Origin of the sequence: Mycobacterium sp. 4D054 (assembly GCF_052245755.1) — a bacterium.
In the GTDB taxonomy this organism is placed as follows: domain Bacteria; phylum Actinomycetota; class Actinomycetes; order Mycobacteriales; family Mycobacteriaceae; genus Mycobacterium.
The window spans coordinates 75,678-97,553 of sequence record NZ_JBQQCF010000005.1 but is presented as its reverse complement, the minus strand read 5'-3'; the positions used below and the strand labels follow the sequence as shown (position 1 = coordinate 97,553).

The window sequence follows — 21,876 nt, the reverse complement described above, 5'->3', positions numbered from 1 at the left end:
CCACGTGACCAGAGAAACCAAAGTGGCAGAAGAGTTTTCAGCGTTTCTCAGAGCTCTGCCGACGTACCCGGAAGGCTTTCACATCCGATTTGATCCCCTTCAAGTGCTTGGCCCCGGCGAACGACCAGGTGAACCGCTCGTCGTCGCCGATCGCTTCCCGGGCCGATTCGGCCACCAGTACCGACCCCGGCCGCGCCGCACCGGTGACCCGGGCGGCGAGGTTGACCGGGCTGCCGAACCAGTCCCCGGCGCGGCTGACCGCCATGCCGGTCGCGACACCGGCACGCAACCGCGGGAAGTCGTCCTCGTCCTCGGTCTCCTCGACCAGGCGCAGCATCGTCTCCAGCAGCGGCGCCGGCTCCGGGCTGACCAGCATCACCTCGTCACCGATCGTCTTCACGAATCGCACCGGGGCAAGCGCGAATTCGCGCGTCATGTCCGCCAGGCGCTGCGACAGGTGCTCCAGCTCCTCAGGCTGAACCGCCTCGCCCAGCCTGGTGAACCCGACCAGGTCGGCGAACCCGATCGTCACCAGCCGCGCACCCGGCAGATGTTGTCCCTCAGCACGTTCGGTCGCGTTGACGGCCTCGGTCTCGATCGCGTGGCGCAGCTGCAGCAGAAGGACCTCCTGGATCATCGGACCGAGCAGTGGCGCCACGTTCGCCACGAGGCTCTCGGACGCCTGTGCGATCTCCAATTCGGTGGCGCCCGGGCGTATCACGGCGGCCAACGCGGCATGGCGCATCGCCTCGGCCGCCCGGGACAACCCGTCGCCGAGGAGCCTGGTGATCTGCACCAGCTCATCGGGATCGATCCCGACGTCGAGGAAATCACGGGTGAACTTCGCCGCCTCGGCATCGGCACGCAGAAACACCTCGGCGTCGGGATCGTCCACTCGCGGCAGTCCCATGGCGCGCTGAATCCGCTCGAACAACACCAGGTCGACGCCGGCCTGCGACGCGGCCTGCCGCGCCGACACGTACCGGCCGTCGTCACCGATGACGCGCCGCGACGCCAGCAGCATGGGCGCCGGGTTACCGCGGATCTGGTCGAGGCCGACCCCGCGTTCGGCCAGCCAGCGGATCAACTCCGCACGCTCGGCCCGCGCGGCGCCTTCGAGCCCATCGAGCAGCCCGGATGTCTCCAGATCGAGGTGTTCGGCCACCCGCCCAAGGTATACGGCATAGTCGGGCACATGACCTCCCCGACGCTGCAGAGCTTCCCGCCGCTCGCCGCGGCCGGTGCCCGCATCCTGGTTCTGGGCAACATGCCCGGTGTCGCGTCACTGCAGGCGCAGCGCTACTACGCCTACACGCGCAATGCGTTCTGGCCCATCATGGGCGAGCTGTTCGGATTCGACCCCGCAAGCCCGTACGAGCACCGCGTTGCCACGCTGACGGGTGCCGGGGTCGCGGTGTGGGATGTGCTCAAGCACTGCCGCAGGATCGGCAGCCTCGACTCGGCCGTCGAGCCGGACAGCATGGCGCCCAACGACTTCGACGGGTTCTACGCCGCGCACCCCGAAATCACCCACGTGTACTTCAACGGCGCCGCCGCCGAGAAGAACTACGGCCGGCTCGTCGGCGCGCGGGACACCCTGCGCTACCGCCGGCTGCCGTCGACCAGCCCGGCGCAGACCATGTCCTTCGACCGCAAACTGGACGCCTGGCGCCAGATCACCGACGTGGTCCGCATCGAGGACATGTCCGCCGACGAGCGCGACCGCCGCCTCAACGATCGAGCCACACGGCACGGGTAGGCGTTAACCTCACGGGATGTCCTGCGTCTTCTGCGCCATCGTCGCCGGTGAGGCCCCCGCCATCCGCATCCACGAGGACGACGACTTTCTCGCCATCCTCGACATCCGGCCGTTCACCCGCGGACACACACTGGTGTTCCCGAAGGCGCACACCGCCGATCTGACCGACACCCCGCCTCAGACGCTGGCCGCAATGGCGACGTTGGGTCAGCGCATCGCGAAGGCGGCCCGCGCGTCGGGACTGCACGCAGACGGCAACAACATCGCCGTCAACGACGGCAAGGCCGCGTTCCAGACGGTGTTCCATGTCCACCTGCACGTGGTGCCGCGGCGCGACGGCGACAAGGTGAAGTTCGCCAAGGGCATGCTGATACGCCGCGACCCCGACCGCGAGGAGACCGGACGGCTGCTGCGCGAAGCACTGGCGCAACTCGATGCCGCCGAGAAAGAATGACCCATGGGCATTGCGCAGTGGGTGGAACAGAACATCGGCACTCGGCTGCTGATGCTGCACGACAAGCTGTACAAGAGCACCGGCGGGCGCATAGGCCATCGCATCCCGCTGCCCGGCGTTGCGCCGTCGCTGCTGCTGCACACCGTGGGCGCCAAGACCGGTAAGCCGCGCACCAACACGCTGTCGTACTTCCCCGACGGCGCAAGCTACTACGTCGTCGCCTCCAAAGGCGGTGACCCGAAGTCCCCCGGCTGGTATCACAACCTGAAGGCTGACCCGGATATCGAGATCAACATCGGACCAAGGCGTTTGGCCGTGACCGCCACCCCGGTGCTCGCCGGCGATCCGGACTATCCGCGGCTGTGGAAGATGGTCAACGACGGGAACTCGAACCGCTACGAGGGCTATCAGAAACGGACCTCGCGCAGCATCCCGCTGGTCCGGCTCACACCGAAGAGCTAAAAGATCTCCCTGGCCAGCAGTTCCAGCGTGGTCTCGCGCGCCGGCGCGGTCGCCGGGTCGACCCCGCGGTACGCCGACGCCACCGGATGCACCATCACCTCGTCGACGCCGAACTTCTCAGCCAGCTCGTGCACCTGGCCGGCCGCCTCGGCGGGCGAGCCCACCACGGCCTGACGCAGCCCGGCGTCCATGACGGCGCGGGCCCGCGGATCGACGTCCCGGGCTTCGGCGTCCTCGACGAGGTCGATCGGCACCAGCGGCTGCCCTGTCCGAAGCCGCGCCATCATCTGCAGGTTGGGCAGCATCAAGCGCATGGCCTCGTCCCGGGTTTCGGCGACGACGGCGTTGACCGTCAGGAACGTGACCGGCTCCGGAGTCAGCTCGCTGGGCCGGAAGTTGTCGCGGTAGTACTGCATCGCCTCCTCGGTGCCATGGTCGGCGAAGTGGTGTGCGAACACGTACGGCAGACCCTTGGCGGCGGCCAGACGCGCGGAGTACATCGACGAACCCAGTAGCCACAGCCGCGGTTCGGTGACCGCGGCAGGAGTGGCCTTGAGGATGTAGTTGTCGCGCATCAGGTCGCGCGGCAGCGACACCCGTACTCCCTCGCTGCTCATCAGCGCGGCCACGTCGTCGAGGTACTCGGGGAACGCCTCGATGTCGCGTTCGTCGCGGCCGGCCGCCCCGCGCAGCGCCAGCGACGTCACCGGATCCGAGCCCGGGGCCCGTCCGATGCCGAGGTCGATGCGTCCGGGGTGGGCCGCTTCCAACAGGGCGAACTGTTCGGCGACCGCCAGCGGCGCGTGGTTGGGCAGCATCACGCCGCCGGAACCCAGTCGCACCGTCGACGTGTGCGCGGCCAGGTGGGCGATCAGCACCGGAGGGCTGGTGGCCGCGACCGATGGCATGTTGTGGTGTTCGGCGACCCAGTAGCGGGTGTATCCCAGCCGGTCGGCGGTCTGGGCCAGCAGCGTCGACGCGGCGATCGCGTCGGAGGTGCTCTGGTCCGAGCGCACGGGTACGAGGTCGAGAACTGAGAGCCGCATTCCCAATTCAACGCCCCGCGGTACCGGTCCGTTCCCTGTTTCCGTCCCTGGTTTCCGGCGGAATTTCGACGTGGACTCTGTCGCTGAGCGAGGGTCGCTGAGCGAGGACGGTCACGCCGATATCTCACGGGCGGTGGCGAAGATGTCGTCCATCATCTCTGGGGTCAGCCGGCCGGTGAAGGTGTTCTGCTGGCTGGGGTGATAGCAGCCCAGCAGCGTGACGTCCCCGTGGGGCGTCCGGACCGCGGCCGTGGCGCCGTGCCCGAACTTCGGCGCGGGTGTTCCGGCCGACGCGCCCGCCCGGCGCAGCATCGCCAGCGCCGCCTGCCATGCGAACCCGCCCAGCGCGACGATCACCCCCACGCCGGCGCCGGCCAGCCGCCACTCGGCGTCCAGCCACGGCGCGCACGTGCTGCGCTCGGCCGGAGCCGGCGCGTTGCCCGGCGGCGCGCACCGTACGGCGGCCGCCACGCGGACGTCGATGAGCTCCAGCCCGTCCCCGCTGTCGGTGGCCGTCGGCTGGTTGGCCAGACCACTGCGGTACAGCGAGGCGAACAGGAAGTCGCCAGAGCGATCCCCGGTGAACACCCGCCCGGTCCGGTTGGCCCCGTGCGCGGCCGGGGCGAGACCGACGACGAAGATGCGGGGCCGCGCCGGCCCCAGTCCCGTCGCCGGCCGTCCCCAGTACGGCTCGTCGGCATACGATCTGCGCTTCTCGACGGCGACCTCCTCCCGCCAACGCACCAGCCGCGGGCAGGCCCGGCACACCGAGATCCCGGCGTCGACCTGCTTGAGGCTTGTGGCCGCCTCCGCGATCGCCGCCACATCGGCCGGCGTGGCCGCCACCGCGGTCCGTCGCGTCGCGGGGTCACCCGGCCAGCCGCTGCCCGGCCGCACCGGCGAGGTGAACAGTTCGCCGGTGCGCGGGTGCGGCAGCCGTTGCTGCGAGGGACGCATCATTCGTTACCCGGCCGCGTCATTCGTTACCAGAAAGCACCGTTCATCGTTATCACGAAACACCGCTTCCCTCACACGCGGGCGATCGCCACTCCCGCACCATTGGTCGCGCAGCGTTTCGATTGGGGGACACTATGCGACGGGCGAAAGCGGCGATCCTGGGCATCTGCATCGTGGTCACCGGATGCGCGAACACGATTAGCAGCGCGGAGTCGGCCACCCCGACCCGCACAATGATTCCGCGGCCGCTGGTCGAACGCGAGCTGGGCGGTCTGCTGCTCAGCCCGCAGGACGCCGCCGCCGCGATGGGCGTGCCGGCGATGACGGTGACGGAGTCACGCGCGACGATGGCCGACCACAGCGCGATCATGTCGCCGCCGGAATGCCTCGCCGTAGACGGCGCGGCCGAGTGGGGGGTCTACGCCGCCAGCGGGTTCCAGGCCGAGCGCGATCAGAGCCTCAACGACGGCAGCGCCGAGAGCACGTGGAAGAACTACGTCAAGCAGTCGGTGGTGCTCTTCCCGTACCTGGAGAAGGCCGCCGAGTTTTTCGACGCCTCGGTCCGGCAGTGGCCGGCCTGCCATGAGTACACCCACACCCAGAGCGGCACGCAGTGGAAGGTCGGTCAGATCACCGTGCGCGAGCGCACGTTGAGCACCGTGGCGATGCAGCAGGACGCCGCGGCGCCGGGCTGGGGGTGCGGGCGGGCGCTGGTGCACCGCAACAACGTGATCGTCGACGTCAACACGTGCAGCGCCGATCCGGGTGACTCCGCGGTGCGGATCGCCGAACAGATCGCCACCAACGTCGAGGCGACGTGGTAGCCGCGAAACCGAGCCTTCTGCAGTAAATTCCGTGGCCGGCGGGGCGCGGCGCTGTTAGATTCCCGGCGATAACCCATGACGCCCACCCGAGCGCCCAGTAGGCGCGGCCCGCTGCTGCTGATCCTGTTCGCGGCGCTGATGGCCGGCGCGGGCAACGGCATCTCGATCGTGGCGTTCCCGTGGCTGGTGTTGCAGCGCACCGGTTCTGCGCTCGACGCGTCGATCGTCGCGATGGCGGGGACGCTGCCGCTGCTGGCCGCTACCCTGCTGGCCGGGGCGGCGGTCGACTACCTCGGCCGCCGGCGGGTGTCGATGATCTCCGACGCGCTGTCGGCGGTGTCGGTGGCCGCCGTGCCGGTGCTGGCGCTGCTGTTCGGCGCCGACGCCGTCAACGTCGGGGTGCTGGCGGCGCTCGCCGCGCTCGGTGCGCTCTTCGACCCCGCCGGGATGACGGCCCGCGAGACGATGCTCCCCGAGGCGGCGCGGCGCGCCGGGTGGACGCTCGACCACGCCAACAGCGTCTTCGAGGCGGTGTTCAACCTGGCCTACATCGTCGGGCCCGGCATCGGCGGACTGCTGATCGCCACCCTCGGCGGCATCGACACGATGTGGGTGACCGCGGGGGCATTCGTGCTGTCGATCCTCGCGATCGCCGCGCTGAAGCTGGAAGGCGCCGGGCGGCCCGACCCGTCGGCGATGTCCGGTGGGGTGTGGGCCGGCATCGTCGAGGGTCTGCGCTTCGTGTGGGAGAACAAGGTCTTGCGCACGCTGGCCTTCGTGGACCTCGCGGCGACCGGCCTGTACATGCCGATGGAGAGCGTGCTGTTCCCGAAGTACTTCACAGACCGCAATGAACCCGCACAACTGGGGTGGGTGCTGATGGCGCTGAGCGTCGGTGGGCTCGTCGGGGCCCTCGGCTATGCGGTGATGTCGCGCTACCTGCGGCGGCGCACCGTGATGCTGGCCGCGGTGCTGACGCTGGGAGCGGCCATGACCGTGATCGCGTTCCTGCCGCCGCTGCCGGTGATCCTGGTGCTGTGCGCGGTCGTCGGGTTCGTCTACGGCCCGATCGCACCGATCTACAACTACGTGATGCAGACCCGCGCCCCGCAACACCTGCGCGGCCGCGTGGTCGGGGTGATGGGATCGCTGGCCTACGCGGCCGGACCGCTGGGGCTGATCCTGGCGGGTCCGCTGGCCGACGCGGCCGGTCTGCACACCACGTTCCTCGCGCTGTCGTTGCCGATGCTGGCGCTCGGCGTCGTGGCGGTGTTCCTGCCGGCGTTGCGCGAGCTGGATCTGGAGCCCAGACCGGATTCGGGCATTGCCTGACTTTGCCGTGGCCGCGTCCGGGGCAGACCTACACTGGCGGCTGTGCAACCGCTGGCAAGCCTGATCGCCGAACTGCCCGAGGGCACGGTCGTGACCGATCCCGACATTCTGCAGTCCTACCGCCAGGACCGCGCCGCCGACCCGGGCGCGGGTACCCCGCTGGCGGTGGTGCGGCCCCGGCGCACCGAGGAGGTCCAGGCCGTGCTGCGGTGGGCCACCGCCCACCGGATCGCGGTGGTCCCGCGCGGTATGGGCACCGGATTGTCCGGCGGCGCAACGGCTCTCGACGGCGGCATTGTGTTGTCCACCGAGAGGATGCGTGACATCACCGTCGATCCCGTCACCCGGACTGCGGTCGCCCAGCCCGGGCTGCTCAACGCCGAGGTGAAGAAGGCCGTCGCCGAGTACGGGCTGTGGTACCCGCCGGACCCGTCGTCGTTCGAGATCTGCAGCATCGGCGGCAACATCGCCACCAACGCCGGTGGGCTGTGTTGTGTGAAGTACGGGGTGACCACCGACTACGTGCTCGGCCTGCAGGTGGTGCTGGCCGACGGCACGGCCCTGCGGCTCGGCGGGCCCCGCCTCAAAGACGTTGCCGGACTATCACTGACGAAGTTGTTCGTCGGCAGTGAAGGCACGCTCGGCGTTGTCACCGAGGTGACCCTCAAACTGCTGCCCGCCCAGAGCGGCGCCTGCACGGTGGTGGCGACGTTCGACTCGGTCGAGGACGCCGCCGACGCTGTGGTCACCATCACGGGCAGGATCCGGCCGTCGATGCTGGAGTTCATGGACTCGGCGGCGATCAACGCCGTCGAGGACAAGCTCAAGATGGGGCTGGACCGTGACGCGGCGGCGATGATGGTCGCCGCCAGCGACGACCGCGGACCCTCCGGCGCGCAGGACGCCGAGTTCATGGCCGAGGTCTTCACCAAACACGGTGCCAAGGAAGTGTTTTCGACGTCGGACCCGGACGAGGGTGAGGCGTTCGTCGTCGCCCGGCGGTTCGCGATCCCGGCGGTCGAGGCCAAGGGCACGCTGCTGCTGGAGGATGTCGGCGTCCCACTGCCGGCACTGGCCGAGTTGGTCGGCGGCATCGAGAAGATCGCGGGCGTGCACGACCTGATGATCTCGGTGATCGCGCACGCCGGCGACGGCAACACCCACCCGCTGATCGTGTTCGACCCCAGCGACGCGGCCATGGAGCAGCGGGCCCAGCAGGCGTTCGGCGAGATCATGGATCTGGCGGTCAGCCTGGGCGGCACGATCACCGGCGAGCATGGCGTGGGCAGGTTGAAGCGGCCGTGGCTGGCCGGTCAGCTCGGCCCCGAGGTGATGGAGCTCAACCGCCGCATCAAGCAGGCGTTGGATCCCGACGGCATCCTCAACCCCGGCGCGGCGATCTGAGACGTCGACGCATTTCCGTCGCCGCGCCGCGCCACACCGACGCGATCGGATACGCCGGCGATAGTTGACATTCACTGGCAATTGTCGTACCCATAAGACATGACTGCGACTTTGTCTCAGAACTCCCCTGCCCGGTTCGTGCTCGCCGACGCGGACAGCTGGCAGAATCCATGGCCGATGTACCGGGCGCTGCGCGATCGCGACCCGGTGCACCACGTCGTCCCGCAGGACCGCCTGGACGCTGCCGAACCGGGTGACTATTACGTCCTGTCCCGGCATGCCGACATCTGGGCCGCCGCCCGCGACCACCAGACGTTCTCCTCGGCGCTCGGGCTGACCGTCAACTACGGCGAGCTGGACCTGATCGGGCTGGCCGACAACCCGCCGATGGTGATGCAGGATCCGCCGGTGCACACCGAGTTCCGCAAGCTGGTTGCGCGGGGCTTCACTCCGCGCCAGGTCGAGGCGGTCGAGCCCAAGGTCCGCGCGTACGTCGTCGAACGGATCGAACGCCTCAAGGCCAACGGCGGTGGAGACATCGTCGCCGAGCTGTTCAAGCCGCTGCCGTCGATGGTCGTCGCCCACTATCTCGGTGTGCCGGACGAGGATCGGGCCAAGTTCGACGGCTGGACCGACGCCATCGTGGCGGCCAACACCAGCGTGGGCGGTCTTGCTGGAGCGCTGGAGACGGTCGGGGACGCACTCGGCGAGATGATGGCCTATTTCACCGCACTCATCGAACGGCGCCGCACCGACCCCGAGGACGACACGGTGTCGCATCTGGTGGCCGCCGGTGTCGGCTCCGACGGCGACATCTCCGGGGTGCTGTCGATTCTGGCGTTCACGTTCACGATGGTCACCGGCGGCAACGACACCACCACCGGCATGCTGGGCGGATCGGTGCAACTGCTGCACCAGCGCCCCGACCAGCGCGCCCTGCTCAGCGGCGACCCCACCCTGATCCCCGACGCCATCGACGAGTTCCTCCGGCTGACCTCCCCGGTACAGATGCTGGGCCGCACGGTGACGCGTGAGGTCACGATCGGCGACGTCACGATTCCGGAAGGCCGTCGGGTGATGTTCCTGTACGGGTCGGGCAACCGCGACGAACGCCAGTACGGCGACGACGCCGGTGAACTCGACGTCACCCGCCGGCCCCGCAACATCCTGACCTTTAGCCATGGGGCACACCATTGCCTGGGCGCCGCCGCGGCGCGGATGCAGTCGCGGGTGGCGCTGACCGAGTTGCTGACCCGAATCCCGGAGTTCGAGGTCGACGAGTCTGGGATCACCTGGGCCGGCGGTTCTTACGTCCGACGGCCCCTGTCGGTGCCGTTCACGGTAACGGGCTGATGGCTGGAGACTGGCTGGCGGCCCGCCGCACCGAGGTGGCCGCCGACCGCATCCTGGACGCGGCCGGCGAACTGTTCGCCGAACAACCGGCAGCCACGGTCGGTATGCATGAAATCGCCTCGGCGGCAGGATGTTCCCGAGCCACGCTGTATCGCTACTTCGAAAATCGCGAGGCGCTCTACACCGCCTACGTACACCGTGAGGCCTACCGGCTCTACCGCGAGATGACCGACCACGTCATGTCCTTCACCGATCCGCGGGAACGGCTGATCGAGGGCATGCTGGCCTCGCTGCAGAACGTACGCCAGAGTCCAGCTCTGGCATCGTGGTTCGCCACCGCCCAGCGCCCCATCGGCGGAGAGATGGCCGAACAGTCCGAGGTGATCAAAGCACTCACCGAGGCGTTCGTGATCTCGCTCGGGCCCGACGAATCACATCTGGTCGCGCACCGGGCGCGGTGGCTGGTGCGCGTGATGACGTCGCTGCTGGTGTTCCCCGGCCGCGATGAGGCCGACGAGCGCAGCATGCTCGAGGAGTTCGTGGTGCCGATCGTGCTGCCGGCTCAGGCCACGCAGTGAATCCGGCTATTGCCGCGCCATCGAGATGGTGAACCTGTCCTGGGCGGTGATGAGATGGTCGTGGCTGTCCGGGCCGATGTCGATCTTCACCCAATCGATGCGACCGTTGAATCCATTACCCTGCGGGCCATAATCCGGGGACGTCGGTGAGCCGGTGTCGGAGCCGACATCACAGGCCTCGTCGGCCGAGAACGCCAAGGGCTCGGTCCGCTCGACTCGTCCGCTCCCGACCGGCTTTTCGTCGCAGTAGAGGGTGACGCTTCCGCCCTTACCGAGACCTCCTCCGTCGTAGACGAACTCGAATCCGACGTGATGCCGGCCCGGCGGAATGGGACTGTCCGCGGTCACGTAGAAGTACTCGATACCGAAAAAGTTGTAGCAGTACTTCAGCCGCTTCTCGTGGGCGTACATGCACCAACCGCCCACGCCGCCACCCTGACTGACGATGACACCTTCGGCCCCTCCGTCCGGCACGGAGATCACCGCGGTTACCGCATGCGACTTGTTCTTGATGTTCAGTACGCAGTTCTCCAGCAGCCGCATTCCGGAGAACAGCGTCTGGGTCGTGCCCTTGATCAACTGTGGGCGCCCGGCGATGTCCGGATTGAACCGTTCGAACGACCGGTCGTCCAGAGGCACGACGTTGTACTTGACAGCTTCGATCAGCCAAAGACGTTGCAGCGCGGCAAGTCTCTCCGGTTGCTCCGCTGCCAGGTCGTGTGCCTGGGTCCAGTCTTGCGGAGCGTAGAGCTCCCAGATGTCCTCGTCGAGCGACGGCTGGTCGGCCATCCACGGGGTCCGGTGCTTGGTCACCGCTGTCCAGCCCTTGTGGTAGATCCCGCGGTTGCCGAACATCTCGAAATACTGCACGGTGTGCGTCTCCGCGGCGTCGCGATCCCGCAGCGTGGACATCATGCTGACCCCCTCGAGCGGGGCCTGCTGGATGCTGTTCACCACTGTCGGCGCCGGGAGTTTTGCGGCCTCAAGGATCGTCGGCACCACGTCGATCACATGGTGGAACTGATCTCGGGTCTCTCCCTTGGCCGCAATCCCGTTCGGCCAAACCACGATGGTCCCGTTGCGGGTGCCGCCCCAGTGCGACGCCACCTGCTTGGTCCATTGATACGGTCCGCACAACGCATGCGCCCAACCGACGGCGTAGTGGTTGTAGGCGTCGGGTGTGCCGAAGTCGTCGATCTTCGACAACAGGAACTCCGGCGTCTCGATGCCGGCCAGCCCGTTGAGGGTGCACATCTCGTTGAAGCAGCCGTTCGGCGTGCCCTCGGCCGAGGCCCCGTTGTCACCGATGATGTAGTAGATCAGCGTGTTGTCGAGCGCGCCGAGTTCGTCGATCGCGTGGATCAGCCGGCCGACCTCGTGGTCAGTCTGTTCGAGGAAGCCGGCGTAGATTTCCATCTGCCGCGCGAGCACCGGTTTGAGCTCGGCGGGCATGTCGTCCCACGCGGGTATCTCGTCGTGGCGCGCAGTCAACACCGCGTCGTCGGGGACGACGCCGAGCGCTTTCTGGTTGACGAGCATGTTCTCCCGCAACACGTCCCAGCCGTCGTCGAATTTCCCCTTGTACTTGTCGGACCATTGCCGGGGTACGTGGTGCGGAGCGTGCGTGGCGCCGGGGGCGAAGTACATGAAGAACGGCTTGTCCGGTGTGAGCGCCTGCTGCTGGCGCACCCAAGTGATCGCGCGATCGGCCAGGTCCTCGGTGAGGGTGTAACCCTGTTCTGGAGTCTTCTCGGGTTCGACCGGCTTGGTGCCTTCGTACAGTCCGGGGTAGTACTGGTTGGCCTCTCCCCCGATGAACCCGTAGAAGTGCTCGAACCCTGATCCGGTCGGCCACTGGTGGAACGGCCCGACCGGCGACACCTCCCAAACCGGCACCTCGTGGCACTTGCCGAACTGACTGGTCGAATAGCCATTGAGCCGAAGTGTTTCCGCCACCGGAGCCTTGTCCTTGGGCCGGATACTGGAGTAGCCCGGCGCCGACGTGGCGATCTCGGTGACACCACCCATGCCGACGGAGTGGTGATTGCGACCCGTGAGCAGGGCCTGACGCGTCGGAGAACACAAAGCGGTGGTGTGGAACCTGTTGAGCTTGAGACCGTTCGCCGCCAACCGCTCGGCGGTCGGGGTCTGGCACGGCCCACCGAACGCCGAGCTTGCGCCGAATCCGACGTCATCCAGCAGGACGATCAGCACATTGGGCGCGCCTTCGGGCGGCCGCAGCGTCGTGATCGGCGGATAGGTGGTGTCCGGATCCTTGGCGTCGTATGTCGTCAATCCGACATGTTGGGGATCCGGGATCGGCAGGATGTCCCGCCGCACCGGATCCGCTACTGAATCGGACAAGGCTGCCCTCCGTCCTGGAACCACGCTTCTTGGGTTCTCCGCAGCGTCAGCGCGGCCGACGCCCGGTATTGACGTCTTCGCCGACAGGCCGTCACCAGCTGGTCATCGACAGCTCACGCCACCCAGTAGGCCTGCGCCTTGATGGATTTGCGCGCAATCTTGTAGTCCTCCCGCAGCAGCTTGGCCACCGCTCGGGTGGTGCGGTTGTCGCAGGCCACCCAGCCGAAGCGGTCGGAGGCGTCGAACGCCGAGGCGGCCACCGCCGACACCAGCGCCTCGCCGTCGTTCTTGCGGTCCACCCACGTCACGTCGGCGCTGCGCCGCACCGGGAGCTGCCGGTCGTCGTCGTGCGCAGCCTCCAGGAAGATCTGGGCGGGCGCGTCGCCGATCGCGTCGAGCAGCGAGTTGACCGCCGGCAGCGACGCGGTGTCGCCGACGATCACATAGCCGGCCGGGCGCGGGTCGGGCAGCGCGAAGTTGCTGCCCAGCACGGTGACCTCGATGGTGTCGCCCGGCTGGGCCTGTTCGGCCCAGCGGGATGCGACGCCGTCGTGCAGCGCGAACTCGACGTCGACGGTGTCGTGCTGCGGATCGGGGTTGACCAGGGTGTACCCCCGCTGATGCAGCTTGTCGCCGTCGGAGAACCACATCCGGACCCACATCGTCGGGTGCAGCGCACGGTCCGTGAGCAGGCCGCCGGCCTGGAAACTCAGCCGCAGGTAATGCGGGCTGACCTGGGTCCGCCCGGTGACCGTGAGCTCATAGTCCCCGGCGCGCAACAGCTTGAGCACCGCGCCCGCGAATCCGCGCGACTTCCTGGTGTCCGTCATGGACTCATCACCCCTCGATCCCTGTGTCAGGTAAGCGTAACCTAACTTGATCGGTGAGCCCGGCCCTTCCTCAAGACCGGACGCGGGTGAAACGGTGCAACAGCCACGCCGGCGGGATCGTCACCGCGAGCGTGCCGAAGAACAGCAACCACACCGACCCGGTGTAGATCGGGTAGCGCAGGATCTCCACCATGACCAGTTCCATGGTGACGAGGTGGATCAGGAAGATCTCGTAGGAGATCTCACCGAGGAACACCATCGGCCGGCTGGCCATCAGGCGCGGGTACCAGCCCCGGTCGGTCAGCGCCAGCGGTGCCACCACCAGAGTGGCGATCACGGCGTAGAACACCGTCTTGGCCAAGGCCTCCCGCAGCTCCGCCGGCGAGGTCGTGGGTTCACCGGCGATCGGGGTCGACGCGATCAGGTAGCAGATCAACGCCAGCGGCACACACGCCAGCGCGTAAGCCCGGACCCCCAACGGCTGCAGCGCCGCCAACACCATGCCGCCGACGAACCACGCCAGGTATCCGGGCAGCCACAGTTTGGCCCCGTCGGGCAGGAACGTCGTGCTGTGCACCAACCACATCCACGCCGGCGACACCAGAGCCAGTGCCGCGAGGCCGGTCAGCAACAGGACCGGACGCCACCGCCGCCGGCACAGCACCACCAGCAGCAGGTAGGCCAGCACCGGGAGCGCCACGTAGAACGCGACCTCGACGGCCAGACTCCACATCTGGGTAAGGCCTTGATGCAGAAAGGAATACAGATAGTTGTCGGTGTAGATCTGGGTCAGGGTGAGGTTGCGGAACAGGCCCTCCCAGGTGTGTCCGGGATTCGGGCCCGCCGTGCGGAAGTGATAGACCAGGTACGCGGCCAGGACGGTGACGACGTAGGCGGGCATGATCCGCCGAACTCGGTGCCAGGCGTAGCGGCGCACCGACGGAGGCGCATCACCGGCGTGTGCCGCCTTCACCCAGGGCAGGAACAATAGGAAGCCCGACAGCACGAAGAAGATCGGCACCCCGATCTCCATGCGCGAATACACGAGGCCCACAAAGCCCTGCGGGTACTTGCCCGTCGTGTAGGCCGCGTGGGTGAGCACCACCAGCAGCGCGGCGACCGCGCGGATTCCCGTCAGGGACGCGACGCGCCCGGTCGTCGTGACCGACTCCAGCCCACCGACGTCGTCGTCGCCGAGGGACAGGCGGTCCCGGTCGGACAGGGTCACTTGGACTTGGGCTTCCCCCGATGCGGTTTCGGCCCGCGGTCGGGTTGGAGACTGATCAGCTGACCTTGGATCCTGGTGTTCTCCAGCGCTTTCAGCGTCTTGGGCGACAGTTTGGCCGGCAGTTCGACCAGCGAGTGGTCGACGTTGATGGTGATGTGCCCGAAATCGCTACGGTGCAGACCGCCCTCGTTGGCGATCGCTCCGACGATCGCTCCCGGGGCGACCTTGTGCCGCTTGCCGACCGCGATCCGGTACGTCGCCAGGTCGCTGCGCCGCTCGCGCGGTTTACGCGGTGCCCGATCCTCACCGTCGCGCTCGCGTCGTTCTCGCCGCTTCTCCGGCGGGGGTTCTGTCATCAGGAACTCCGCCCCGTCACGGCTCTGCAGGGCCAGCGCCGCGGCGATGTCGGCCATCGGGACGTCGTGATCGCGCTCGTAGCCCTCGATCAGCGTGCGGAACAGGTCGATGCCCGGCTTGTCCAGCGCGTCGGTGATCGAGTCACGGAACTTCGCGACCCGCTTCTCGTTGACATCCTCCACCGACGGGAGCTCGGACTCGACGAGCTTCTGCCGGGTCACCCGCTCGATCGCGCCGAGCAGGTGCCGTTCCCGCGGCGTCACGAACAGCAGCGCGGTGCCTGACCTGCCCGCGCGTCCGGTGCGCCCGATACGGTGCACATAGGACTCCGGGTCGTGCGGGATGTCGAAGTTCACCACATGCGAGATGCGTTCGACGTCGAGGCCGCGGGCCGCGACGTCGGTGGCGACCAGGATGTCGATGGTCCCATCTTTGAGCTGCGAGATGGTCCGCTCGCGGACCGCTTGCGGGATGTCGCCGTTGATGGCCGCCGCCGCGAAACCGCGGGCCCTCAGCTTCTCGGCCACCTCCTCGGTGGCCTGCTTGGTGCGAACGAACACGATCATCGCGTCGCCCTGCTCGGTCTCCAGCAGGCGGGTCAGCGCGTCCATCTTGCGCGGATACGACACCAGGAAGTACCGCTGCGTGATGTTCTCGGCGGTCTGCGTCTTCGACTTGACCGTCACCTCGACCGGGTCGTGCAGATACTTGGCGGTGATCTTCTTGATCGCCGGTGGCATCGTCGCCGAGAACAGGGCGACCTGCTTGTACTCGGGGGTGTCGGCGAGGATGCGCTCCACGTCCTCGGCGAAGCCCATCTGCAGCATCTCGTCGGCCTCGTCGAGCACCAGATAGTCCAGGTGCGAAAGGTCCAGACTCCCCTTCTCCAGGTGGTCGATCACTCGGCCCGGGGTGCCCACGACGACCTGGGCGCCGCGCTTGAGACCCGCCAGCTGCGGCACGTAGGACGACCCGCCGTAGACCGGCAGCACGTTGACCCGCAGGTGAGCTCCGTACCGGCCGAAAGCCTCGGCGACCTGCAGCGCGAGCTCACGGGTGGGGGCCAGGACCAAGGCCTGGGTATGGCGGCTGTCGGTGTCGATCTTGGACAGGATCGGGATCGCGAACGCCGCGGTCTTGCCCGTCCCGGTCTGGGCCAGCCCGACGACATCGGACCCTTCCAGCATCGCCGGGATGGTGGCCGCCTGGATCGGCGAAGGCGATTCATAGCCGACGTCGGCGACCGCCTGCAGCACCGAAGGGTGTATCCGCAGGTCGGCAAAGGTCAGGTCCGCGGGCTCTGGCTCCGCATTCGTCGACGTCATCGTGGTGGAAGTCTAGTGCTTGTCGCGAGGTGTTCCCGCCCCTGCGCGCCTTCCCCTGCACCCGGGCCCGGCCCGGTACGGTGCGCAACTGTGAAAAGGGCGGCGACCATCGGCTCCCTCCTGCTGGGGGCAGCAGTGCTGACCGCCACCGCCTGCAGCTCCGGGGATTCCACGGTCTCCAAGACTCCTGAGCCCAGCGCCGGAGCGTCCGCCGCGGTGTCGACGACCGCTGCGCCGGCCCCGTCCGGTCCGCCGCCGGGCCCGGCGCCCGCCGACGATCCGTGCGCGACCGATCTGGCCGCACCCGAGATCGCCAGGGCTGTCAACGAGCTGCCACGCGACTCGCGCAGCAGCCAGGGCTGGAGCCCCGAGCCGTTGGCGGGCAACTACAACGAGTGCGCGCAGCTGTCCGCGGTGATCATCAAAGCCAACACCAACGCGGAGAACCCGAACACCCGCGCGCTGCTGTTCCACCAAGGCAAGTTCATCCCGACCGGGGTGCCCGACACCTACGGGTTCAACGGCCTGGACTCCACCCAGAGCACCGGTGACACCGTCGCGCTGAAGTACTCCGGCGGGGTGCCCGGGCTGGACAGCGTGGTGAAGTTTCGGTGGAACGGCAGCGGGGTCGAGCTGATCGGCAACACGCCCGGCTAGCTTGTCGCGGCTGTTTCGCGAAAGCGCACACAGCGTAGTGAATCGGTGCCGCGCGCTACCGTGGTGGCGGTTTCGCGGGACCGCGAGCTGTCGGAGGCGTCACCTACAGTGACTGCGTGTTCGTCGCCACCGACGCTGACGAGGTCCGAGTCGTCTACAGCGCCTCCGACCTCGCCGCCGCGGCGCGTTGTGAGTACGCGCTGCTTCGTTCGTTCGACGCGCGGCTGGGATGGGGTCCCGCCGTGTCCGGCGACGACGAATTGCTGGCTCGCACCGCAACTCTCGGCGACGAGCACGAACAGCGCCACCTCGATGCCCTCCGGCACGAGGCCGACGTCGCGATCATCGGCAGGCCCAAGTACACGGTCGCCGGACTGACGGCCGCCGCCGAGCAGACCAGACAGGCGATCGAACGCCGGGCACCGGTCATCTATCAGGCCGCGATGTTCGATGGCCGGTTTGTCGGGTTCGCCGACTTTTTGATCCTGGAGGACCCGCAAGGCCCCGGCAGGACCCCCGGCCGGCCGCGTTACCGCCTGCGCGACACCAAACTGGCCCGCTCGGTCAAGGTCGAGGCGCTGCTGCAGATGGCAGCCTACGCCGAAACCCTCACCGCCGCAGGCGTTCCCGTCGCCGACGAAGTAGACCTGGTGCTCGGCGACGGCACCACCGTCAGCTACCCGGTCGACGAGCTGCTGCCGGTCTACCGGCCGCGGCGGGACGCGCTGCAGCGGCTGCTCGACGACCACCTGTCCGGCGGGCGGCCGGTGAGCTGGCAGGACCAACACATCCGGGCCTGCTTCCGGTGCTCCGAATGTGAGCCGCAGGTGCGCGCACACGACGATCTGCTGCTCGTCGCCGGAATGCGGGTCAGCCAGCGGGCCCGGCTGCTCGACGCGGACATCACCACCATGCGGGAACTGGCCGCCCACCGCGGCCCGGTGCCCGAGCTGTCCGCTCGTACCGTTACGGCGCTGACGGCGCAAGCCCGGCTTCAGCTCGCCGACCGGGTGGACGGCAAGCCGCCGTATGAACTGGTCGACGCGCAGCCGCTGATGGTGCTGCCCGACGTCGACCGGGGTGACCTGTTCTTCGATTTCGAGGGCGACCCGCTGTGGACCGGCGACGGCCGTGAGTGGGGGCTTGAGTACCTGTGGGGCGTGCTGACGGTCAACGACGAGTTCCATCCGTTCTGGGCGCACAACCGCCCCGACGAACGTCAGGCGCTCAAGGATTTCCTCGCCATGGTGCGCAAGCGAAGACGCCGCCACCCGGGTATGCACATCTACCACTACGCCGCCTACGAGAAGAGCACGCTGCTGCGGCTGGCGGGGCGTTACGGCGAAGGTGAGCGCGAGATCGACGAACTGCTGCGCGACGGTGTGCTCGTCGACCTGTACCCCTTGGTGCGCAAGACCATCCGGGTGGGCACCGAGAACTACAGCATCAAGTCGTTGGAGCCGCTCTACATGGGCAACGAGCTGCGCGACGGCGAGGTCACCAATGCCACCGCCTCGATCACCGAGTACGCCCGCTACTGCGAGCTGCGCGACGAGGGCCGCACCGACGAGGCCGCCACCGTGCTCAAGGAGATCGAGGAGTACAACCGCTACGACTGCCGCTCGACACGGCGCCTCCGGGACTGGCTGATGGCCCGCGCCATCGAGTCGGGCGTGCCGCCACGGGGGCCGACGCCGGTGTCGGCCACCACCGGCAGCCGCGAAGCCGCGGACTCCGCGCCCGACCGGGTCGAGCGCACACTGCTCAAGTTCGCCGGCGACGGCATCGAGGTCCGCAGCCCGGCGCAGGCCGCGGTCGCGATGGTCGCCGCTGCCAAGGGTTTCCACAAGCGCGAAGACAAGCCGTTCTGGTGGGCGCACTTCGACCGGGTGAACAATCCGGTCGACGAATGGGCGGACGACAGCGGGGTTTTCATCGCCGATCGCCACGAGATCGTTGCCGACTGGCACACGCCGCCGAGGGCGCGCAAGCCGCAGCGGCACGTCCGGTTGTTCGGCGAGATCGCGGCCGGCGAGATCGCCGCAGAGATGTACGCGCTGTACGACCCACCGTCGCCGGCCGGGCTGTCCGACGACCCGGACCGGCGTGCGTTCGGCGCGGTGAAGGTCACCGAATGCGACGACCCGGAAGCGCCGACCGAGGTCCTCGTCGTCGAGCGGCAGCCCAAGAACGGCGAGGTGTTCACGCAGGTGCCGTTCGCGCTGACCCCAGGACCGCCGATCGGCACCACCCAGCTGCAGGACTCGATCGCCCGGACCGCGGAACTGGTGGCCGCCGGATTGCCGAACCTGCCCGCCGACGCACTCACCGACATCCTGCTGCGCCGGCCGCCCCGGATGCGCAGCGGCTCGGCACTGCCGCGCACCGGTGATGCCGTCGCGGACATCACCGCAGCACTGCTGGACCTGGACTCGTCGTACCTGGCCGTGCACGGCCCGCCCGGCACCGGCAAGACGCACACCTCCGGCAAGGTGATCGCGACCCTGGTCGACCGGCACGGCTGGCGGGTCGGGGTGGTGGCGCAGTCGCATGCGGTGGTGGAGAACTTGTTCGGCGACGTGATGAAGGCCGGCGTGGACGGCGCCCGGGTCGGCAAGAAACTGCACACCGTCACCACCGGGTGGACCGCACTGGACCGCGACGACTACGCGCAGTTCCTGTGCCAGGACGGCTGCGTCGTCGGCGGCACCGCGTGGGATTTCGCCAACGCCGCCAAGATCGCCCGCGACAGCCTCGATCTGCTGGTGATCGAGGAGGCCGGGCAATTCAGCCTGGCCAACACCGTCGCGGTGGCGCAGTCGGCGCGCAACGTGCTGCTGCTCGGCGACCCGCAGCAACTCCCGCAAGTCAGCCAGGGCACCCATCCCGAACCAGTCGACGGATCGGCGCTGGGCTGGCTGGTCGACGGCCACCACACCCTGCCGCCCGAGCGGGGCTATTTCCTGGACCGCTCCTACCGCATGCATCCCGGTGTGTGCCGGGCCGTGTCCCGGCTGTCCTACGACGGACGGCTGCTGTCGGCGGAGAGCGTCACCGCCGCGCGCCGCCTGGCCGGCGTCGCGCCGGGTGTGCGGACACTGGCCCTGGACCACCTCGGCAACGCGACCGAGAGCCCGGAGGAAGCCGCCGCCATCGTCGCCGAGATCACCGGACTGCTCGGTACCGAATGGTCCGACGAGGACGGCGCCGGGCCGCTGGCCCAGCGCGACATCCTCGTCGTCACTCCGTACAACGCGCAGGTGACGCTGGTCCGCCGCCACCTCGATGCGGTGGGGCTCACCGAGGTACGGGCGGGGACCGTCGACAAGTTCCAGGGTCAGCAGGCCCCGGTGGTGTTCATGTCGATGACCGCCTCCTCGGTGGACGACGTGCCCCGCGGGATCGCCTTCCTGCTCAACAGGAATCGCCTCAACGTCGCGGTCAGCCGCGCGAAATACCTTGCCGTGATCGTGCGCTCGCGCCACCTCACCGAATATCTGCCCGGCACGCCGGAACGCCTCAGCGAGTTGGGCGCGTTCCTGTCGCTGTCGGCATGTGATACACCCACGGAGTGACCGAAGCGCTGTCCGACCGGCTCACCGCGATCGTCGGGGCCACCCACGTGAGCACCGATCCCGACGTGCTCGCCGGACGCAGCGTCGACCACACCGGGCGGTACCGGGGCCGGGCGTCGCTGCTGGTGCGTCCGGGTTCCACCGACGAGGTGGCCGCCGTGCTGCGGGCGTGCCGCGACGCCGGTGTGAGCGTGACCGTGCAGGGCGGACGCACCTCGTTGGTCGCCGGCACGGTGCCCGAACACGACGACGTGCTGCTCTCGACCGAGCGGTTGCGCGACATCGGCGAGGTCGACGTCCTCGAGCGCCGGGTCCGCGTCGGCGCGGGGGTGACACTGGCCGAGGTGCAGCGCGCGGCCGGGACGGCGGGCTTGGTGTTCGGCGTCGATCTCGCCGCGCGGGATTCGGCCACCGTCGGGGGGATGGCCTCCACCAACGCCGGGGGACTGCGCACGGTCTGCTACGGCAACATGGGTGAACAGGTCCTCGGGCTCGACGTGGTGCTTCCCGACGGCACCGTGGTGCACCGGCACAGCCAGGTCCGCAGCGACAACACCGGCTACGACCTGGCGTCGCTGTTCGTCGGCGCCGAGGGCACGCTCGGGGTGATCACCGCGCTGGACCTGCGGTTGCACCCGACACCCCGGCAGCGCGTCACCGCGATCTGCGGTTTCGACGACCTGGAGGCCCTGATCGCGACGGGCCGGGTGTTCCGCGACATGGAGGGGATCGCCGCGCTGGAGCTGATCGACGCCAGAGCCAGCGCGCTGACCGCCGAGCATGCCGGGGTCGCCGCGCCGGTCCTTGGCGCGTGGCAGTTGCTGATCGAACTGGCCGGCGTCACCGATCTCACCGACCGGCTGGCCGACGCGCTGGAGGACGCCGAGCTGGCCGACGAGCCGGCCGTCGGGGTCGACACGAATGCCCAGCAGCGGCTGTGGCAGGTCCGCGAGGCCGTGGCCGAGGTGCTCGGCGTCTACGGTCCGCCCCTGAAGTTCGATGTGTCGCTTCCGCTTTCAGCTATCCGCGGGTTCGCCGACGAGGCCGCAGCCCTGATCGCCGAGCATGCGCCCGAGGCCATCCCGGTGCTGTTCGGCCACATCGGCGAGGGCAACCTGCACCTGAACATCGTGCGCTGCAACCTCCACGATGACCGGGAGCGCGACCTGTACTCGGCGATGATGGCGCTGATCGCCCGTCACGGCGGCAACGTCAGCTCCGAACACGGCGTGGGGACCCGTAAGCGCGACTATCTGGCGATGGCGCGGACCGAGGCGGACATCGCCGCGATGCGCGCGGTCAAGGCCGCCTTCGACCCCACCGGCTATCTGAATCCCGCGGTGCTGTTCTCCTGACCGGTACCTTGGCACA

General features: G+C 68.5%; 18 protein-coding genes. 11 read left to right on the top strand and 7 right to left on the bottom strand.

Annotated features, from left to right (window positions below):
• Window positions 1-37 precede the first annotated feature (37 nt).
• On the bottom strand, window positions 38-1,165 hold the full coding sequence (locus tag ACTWP6_RS06205) for an adenylate/guanylate cyclase domain-containing protein (RefSeq protein WP_443187180.1): 1,128 nt from the start codon (window positions 1,163-1,165) through the stop codon (window positions 38-40).
• Window positions 1,166-1,195: 30 nt separating this feature from the next.
• Here ACTWP6_RS06205 and ACTWP6_RS06200 point away from each other — a divergent pair, with 30 nt between their 5' ends.
• The 3 genes from ACTWP6_RS06200 to ACTWP6_RS06190 are packed head-to-tail and all read left to right on the top strand — an operon-like array spanning window position 1,196 to window position 2,675.
• Complete coding sequence (locus tag ACTWP6_RS06200; protein ID WP_443187145.1) at window positions 1,196-1,759, top strand: DNA-deoxyinosine glycosylase; 564 nt, start codon at window positions 1,196-1,198, stop codon at window positions 1,757-1,759.
• Between the two features lie 16 nt (window positions 1,760-1,775).
• Window positions 1,776-2,213, top strand: coding sequence for an HIT family protein (locus tag ACTWP6_RS06195; RefSeq protein WP_443187144.1), 438 nt, complete (start codon window positions 1,776-1,778; stop codon window positions 2,211-2,213).
• A gap of 3 nt (window positions 2,214-2,216) precedes the next feature.
• Window positions 2,217-2,675, top strand: a complete 459-nt coding sequence (locus ACTWP6_RS06190; RefSeq protein ID WP_260754697.1) for a nitroreductase family deazaflavin-dependent oxidoreductase — start codon at window positions 2,217-2,219, stop codon at window positions 2,673-2,675.
• Here ACTWP6_RS06190 and ACTWP6_RS06185 read toward each other — a convergent pair.
• The gene (locus ACTWP6_RS06185) at window positions 2,672-3,721 is read right to left on the bottom strand and encodes an LLM class flavin-dependent oxidoreductase (RefSeq protein WP_443187143.1); all 1,050 of its coding nucleotides are present in this window, start codon (window positions 3,719-3,721) and stop codon (window positions 2,672-2,674) included. The genes ACTWP6_RS06190 and ACTWP6_RS06185 overlap by 4 nt on opposite strands.
• 111 nt (window positions 3,722-3,832) lie before the next feature.
• Window positions 3,833-4,681, bottom strand: a complete 849-nt coding sequence (locus ACTWP6_RS06180; RefSeq protein ID WP_443187142.1) for a uracil-DNA glycosylase — start codon at window positions 4,679-4,681, stop codon at window positions 3,833-3,835.
• Between the two features lie 131 nt (window positions 4,682-4,812).
• Here ACTWP6_RS06180 and ACTWP6_RS06175 point away from each other — a divergent pair, with 131 nt between their 5' ends.
• The 5 genes from ACTWP6_RS06175 to ACTWP6_RS06155 all read left to right on the top strand — a co-directional run bounded on the left by ACTWP6_RS06175 (window position 4,813) and on the right by ACTWP6_RS06155 (window position 10,169).
• Complete coding sequence (locus ACTWP6_RS06175; protein ID WP_443187141.1) at window positions 4,813-5,502, top strand: sensor domain-containing protein; 690 nt, start codon at window positions 4,813-4,815, stop codon at window positions 5,500-5,502.
• A gap of 75 nt (window positions 5,503-5,577) precedes the next feature.
• Complete coding sequence (locus ACTWP6_RS06170) at window positions 5,578-6,834, top strand: MFS transporter (RefSeq protein WP_443187140.1); 1,257 nt, start codon at window positions 5,578-5,580, stop codon at window positions 6,832-6,834.
• A 42-nt stretch (window positions 6,835-6,876) separates the two neighbouring features.
• The gene (locus tag ACTWP6_RS06165; RefSeq protein ID WP_260754702.1) at window positions 6,877-8,238 is read left to right on the top strand and encodes an FAD-binding oxidoreductase; all 1,362 of its coding nucleotides are present in this window, start codon (window positions 6,877-6,879) and stop codon (window positions 8,236-8,238) included.
• Window positions 8,239-8,337: 99 nt separating this feature from the next.
• Entirely contained in the window at window positions 8,338-9,591 is a 1,254-nt protein-coding gene (locus ACTWP6_RS06160) for a cytochrome P450 (RefSeq protein ID WP_443187139.1), read from the top strand.
• The gene (locus ACTWP6_RS06155; protein ID WP_260754704.1) at window positions 9,591-10,169 is read left to right on the top strand and encodes a TetR/AcrR family transcriptional regulator; all 579 of its coding nucleotides are present in this window, start codon (window positions 9,591-9,593) and stop codon (window positions 10,167-10,169) included. Before ACTWP6_RS06160 ends, ACTWP6_RS06155 begins: the two co-directional genes overlap by 1 nt.
• Window positions 10,170-10,175: 6 nt before the next feature.
• Here the strand turns inward: ACTWP6_RS06155 and ACTWP6_RS06150 are convergent, their stop codons facing one another.
• The 4 genes from ACTWP6_RS06150 to ACTWP6_RS06135 all read right to left on the bottom strand — a co-directional run bounded on the left by ACTWP6_RS06150 (window position 10,176) and on the right by ACTWP6_RS06135 (window position 16,273).
• Entirely contained in the window at window positions 10,176-12,533 is a 2,358-nt protein-coding gene (locus tag ACTWP6_RS06150; RefSeq protein WP_443187138.1) for an arylsulfatase, read from the bottom strand.
• Window positions 12,534-12,646: 113 nt separating this feature from the next.
• Window positions 12,647-13,363: a siderophore-interacting protein gene (locus ACTWP6_RS06145; protein WP_443187137.1), complete on the bottom strand. Its 717-nt coding sequence runs from the start codon at window positions 13,361-13,363 to the stop codon at window positions 12,647-12,649.
• A gap of 70 nt (window positions 13,364-13,433) precedes the next feature.
• On the bottom strand, window positions 13,434-14,567 hold the full coding sequence (locus ACTWP6_RS06140; RefSeq protein ID WP_443187179.1) for an acyltransferase family protein: 1,134 nt from the start codon (window positions 14,565-14,567) through the stop codon (window positions 13,434-13,436).
• Between the two features lie 20 nt (window positions 14,568-14,587).
• The gene (locus ACTWP6_RS06135) at window positions 14,588-16,273 is read right to left on the bottom strand and encodes a DEAD/DEAH box helicase (RefSeq protein WP_260754707.1); all 1,686 of its coding nucleotides are present in this window, start codon (window positions 16,271-16,273) and stop codon (window positions 14,588-14,590) included.
• A 90-nt stretch (window positions 16,274-16,363) separates the two neighbouring features.
• Here ACTWP6_RS06135 and ACTWP6_RS06130 point away from each other — a divergent pair, with 90 nt between their 5' ends.
• From ACTWP6_RS06130 to ACTWP6_RS06120, 3 genes are all read left to right on the top strand, one after another.
• Window positions 16,364-16,930 (top strand): LppP/LprE family lipoprotein, encoded by a 567-nt coding sequence (locus ACTWP6_RS06130; protein ID WP_260754708.1) that lies wholly within the window; start codon window positions 16,364-16,366, stop codon window positions 16,928-16,930.
• Window positions 16,931-17,046: 116 nt separating this feature from the next.
• A complete protein-coding gene (locus tag ACTWP6_RS06125) occupies window positions 17,047-20,505 on the top strand; it encodes a TM0106 family RecB-like putative nuclease (RefSeq protein WP_260754709.1) in 3,459 nt (1,152 codons plus the stop codon).
• Between the two features lie 8 nt (window positions 20,506-20,513).
• On the top strand, window positions 20,514-21,860 hold the full coding sequence (locus ACTWP6_RS06120) for an FAD-binding oxidoreductase (RefSeq protein ID WP_260758229.1): 1,347 nt from the start codon (window positions 20,514-20,516) through the stop codon (window positions 21,858-21,860).
• Window positions 21,861-21,876 lie beyond the last annotated feature (16 nt).

Coding starts and splice junctions, on each gene's coding strand:
- ACTWP6_RS06200 (WP_443187145.1), top strand. CDS start 1,196: ATGACCTCCCCGACGCTGCAGAGCTTCCCGCCGCTCGCCGCGGCCGGT.
- ACTWP6_RS06195 (WP_443187144.1), top strand. CDS start 1,776: ATGTCCTGCGTCTTCTGCGCCATCGTCGCCGGTGAGGCCCCCGCCATC.
- ACTWP6_RS06190 (WP_260754697.1), top strand. CDS start 2,217: ATGGGCATTGCGCAGTGGGTGGAACAGAACATCGGCACTCGGCTGCTG.
- ACTWP6_RS06185 (WP_443187143.1), bottom strand. CDS start 3,721: ATGCGGCTCTCAGTTCTCGACCTCGTACCCGTGCGCTCGGACCAGAGC.
- ACTWP6_RS06180 (WP_443187142.1), bottom strand. CDS start 4,681: ATGATGCGTCCCTCGCAGCAACGGCTGCCGCACCCGCGCACCGGCGAA.
- ACTWP6_RS06175 (WP_443187141.1), top strand. CDS start 4,813: ATGCGACGGGCGAAAGCGGCGATCCTGGGCATCTGCATCGTGGTCACC.
- ACTWP6_RS06170 (WP_443187140.1), top strand. CDS start 5,578: ATGACGCCCACCCGAGCGCCCAGTAGGCGCGGCCCGCTGCTGCTGATC.
- ACTWP6_RS06160 (WP_443187139.1), top strand. CDS start 8,338: ATGACTGCGACTTTGTCTCAGAACTCCCCTGCCCGGTTCGTGCTCGCC.
- ACTWP6_RS06155 (WP_260754704.1), top strand. CDS start 9,591: ATGGCTGGAGACTGGCTGGCGGCCCGCCGCACCGAGGTGGCCGCCGAC.
- ACTWP6_RS06145 (WP_443187137.1), bottom strand. CDS start 13,363: ATGACGGACACCAGGAAGTCGCGCGGATTCGCGGGCGCGGTGCTCAAG.
- ACTWP6_RS06135 (WP_260754707.1), bottom strand. CDS start 16,273: ATGACGTCGACGAATGCGGAGCCAGAGCCCGCGGACCTGACCTTTGCC.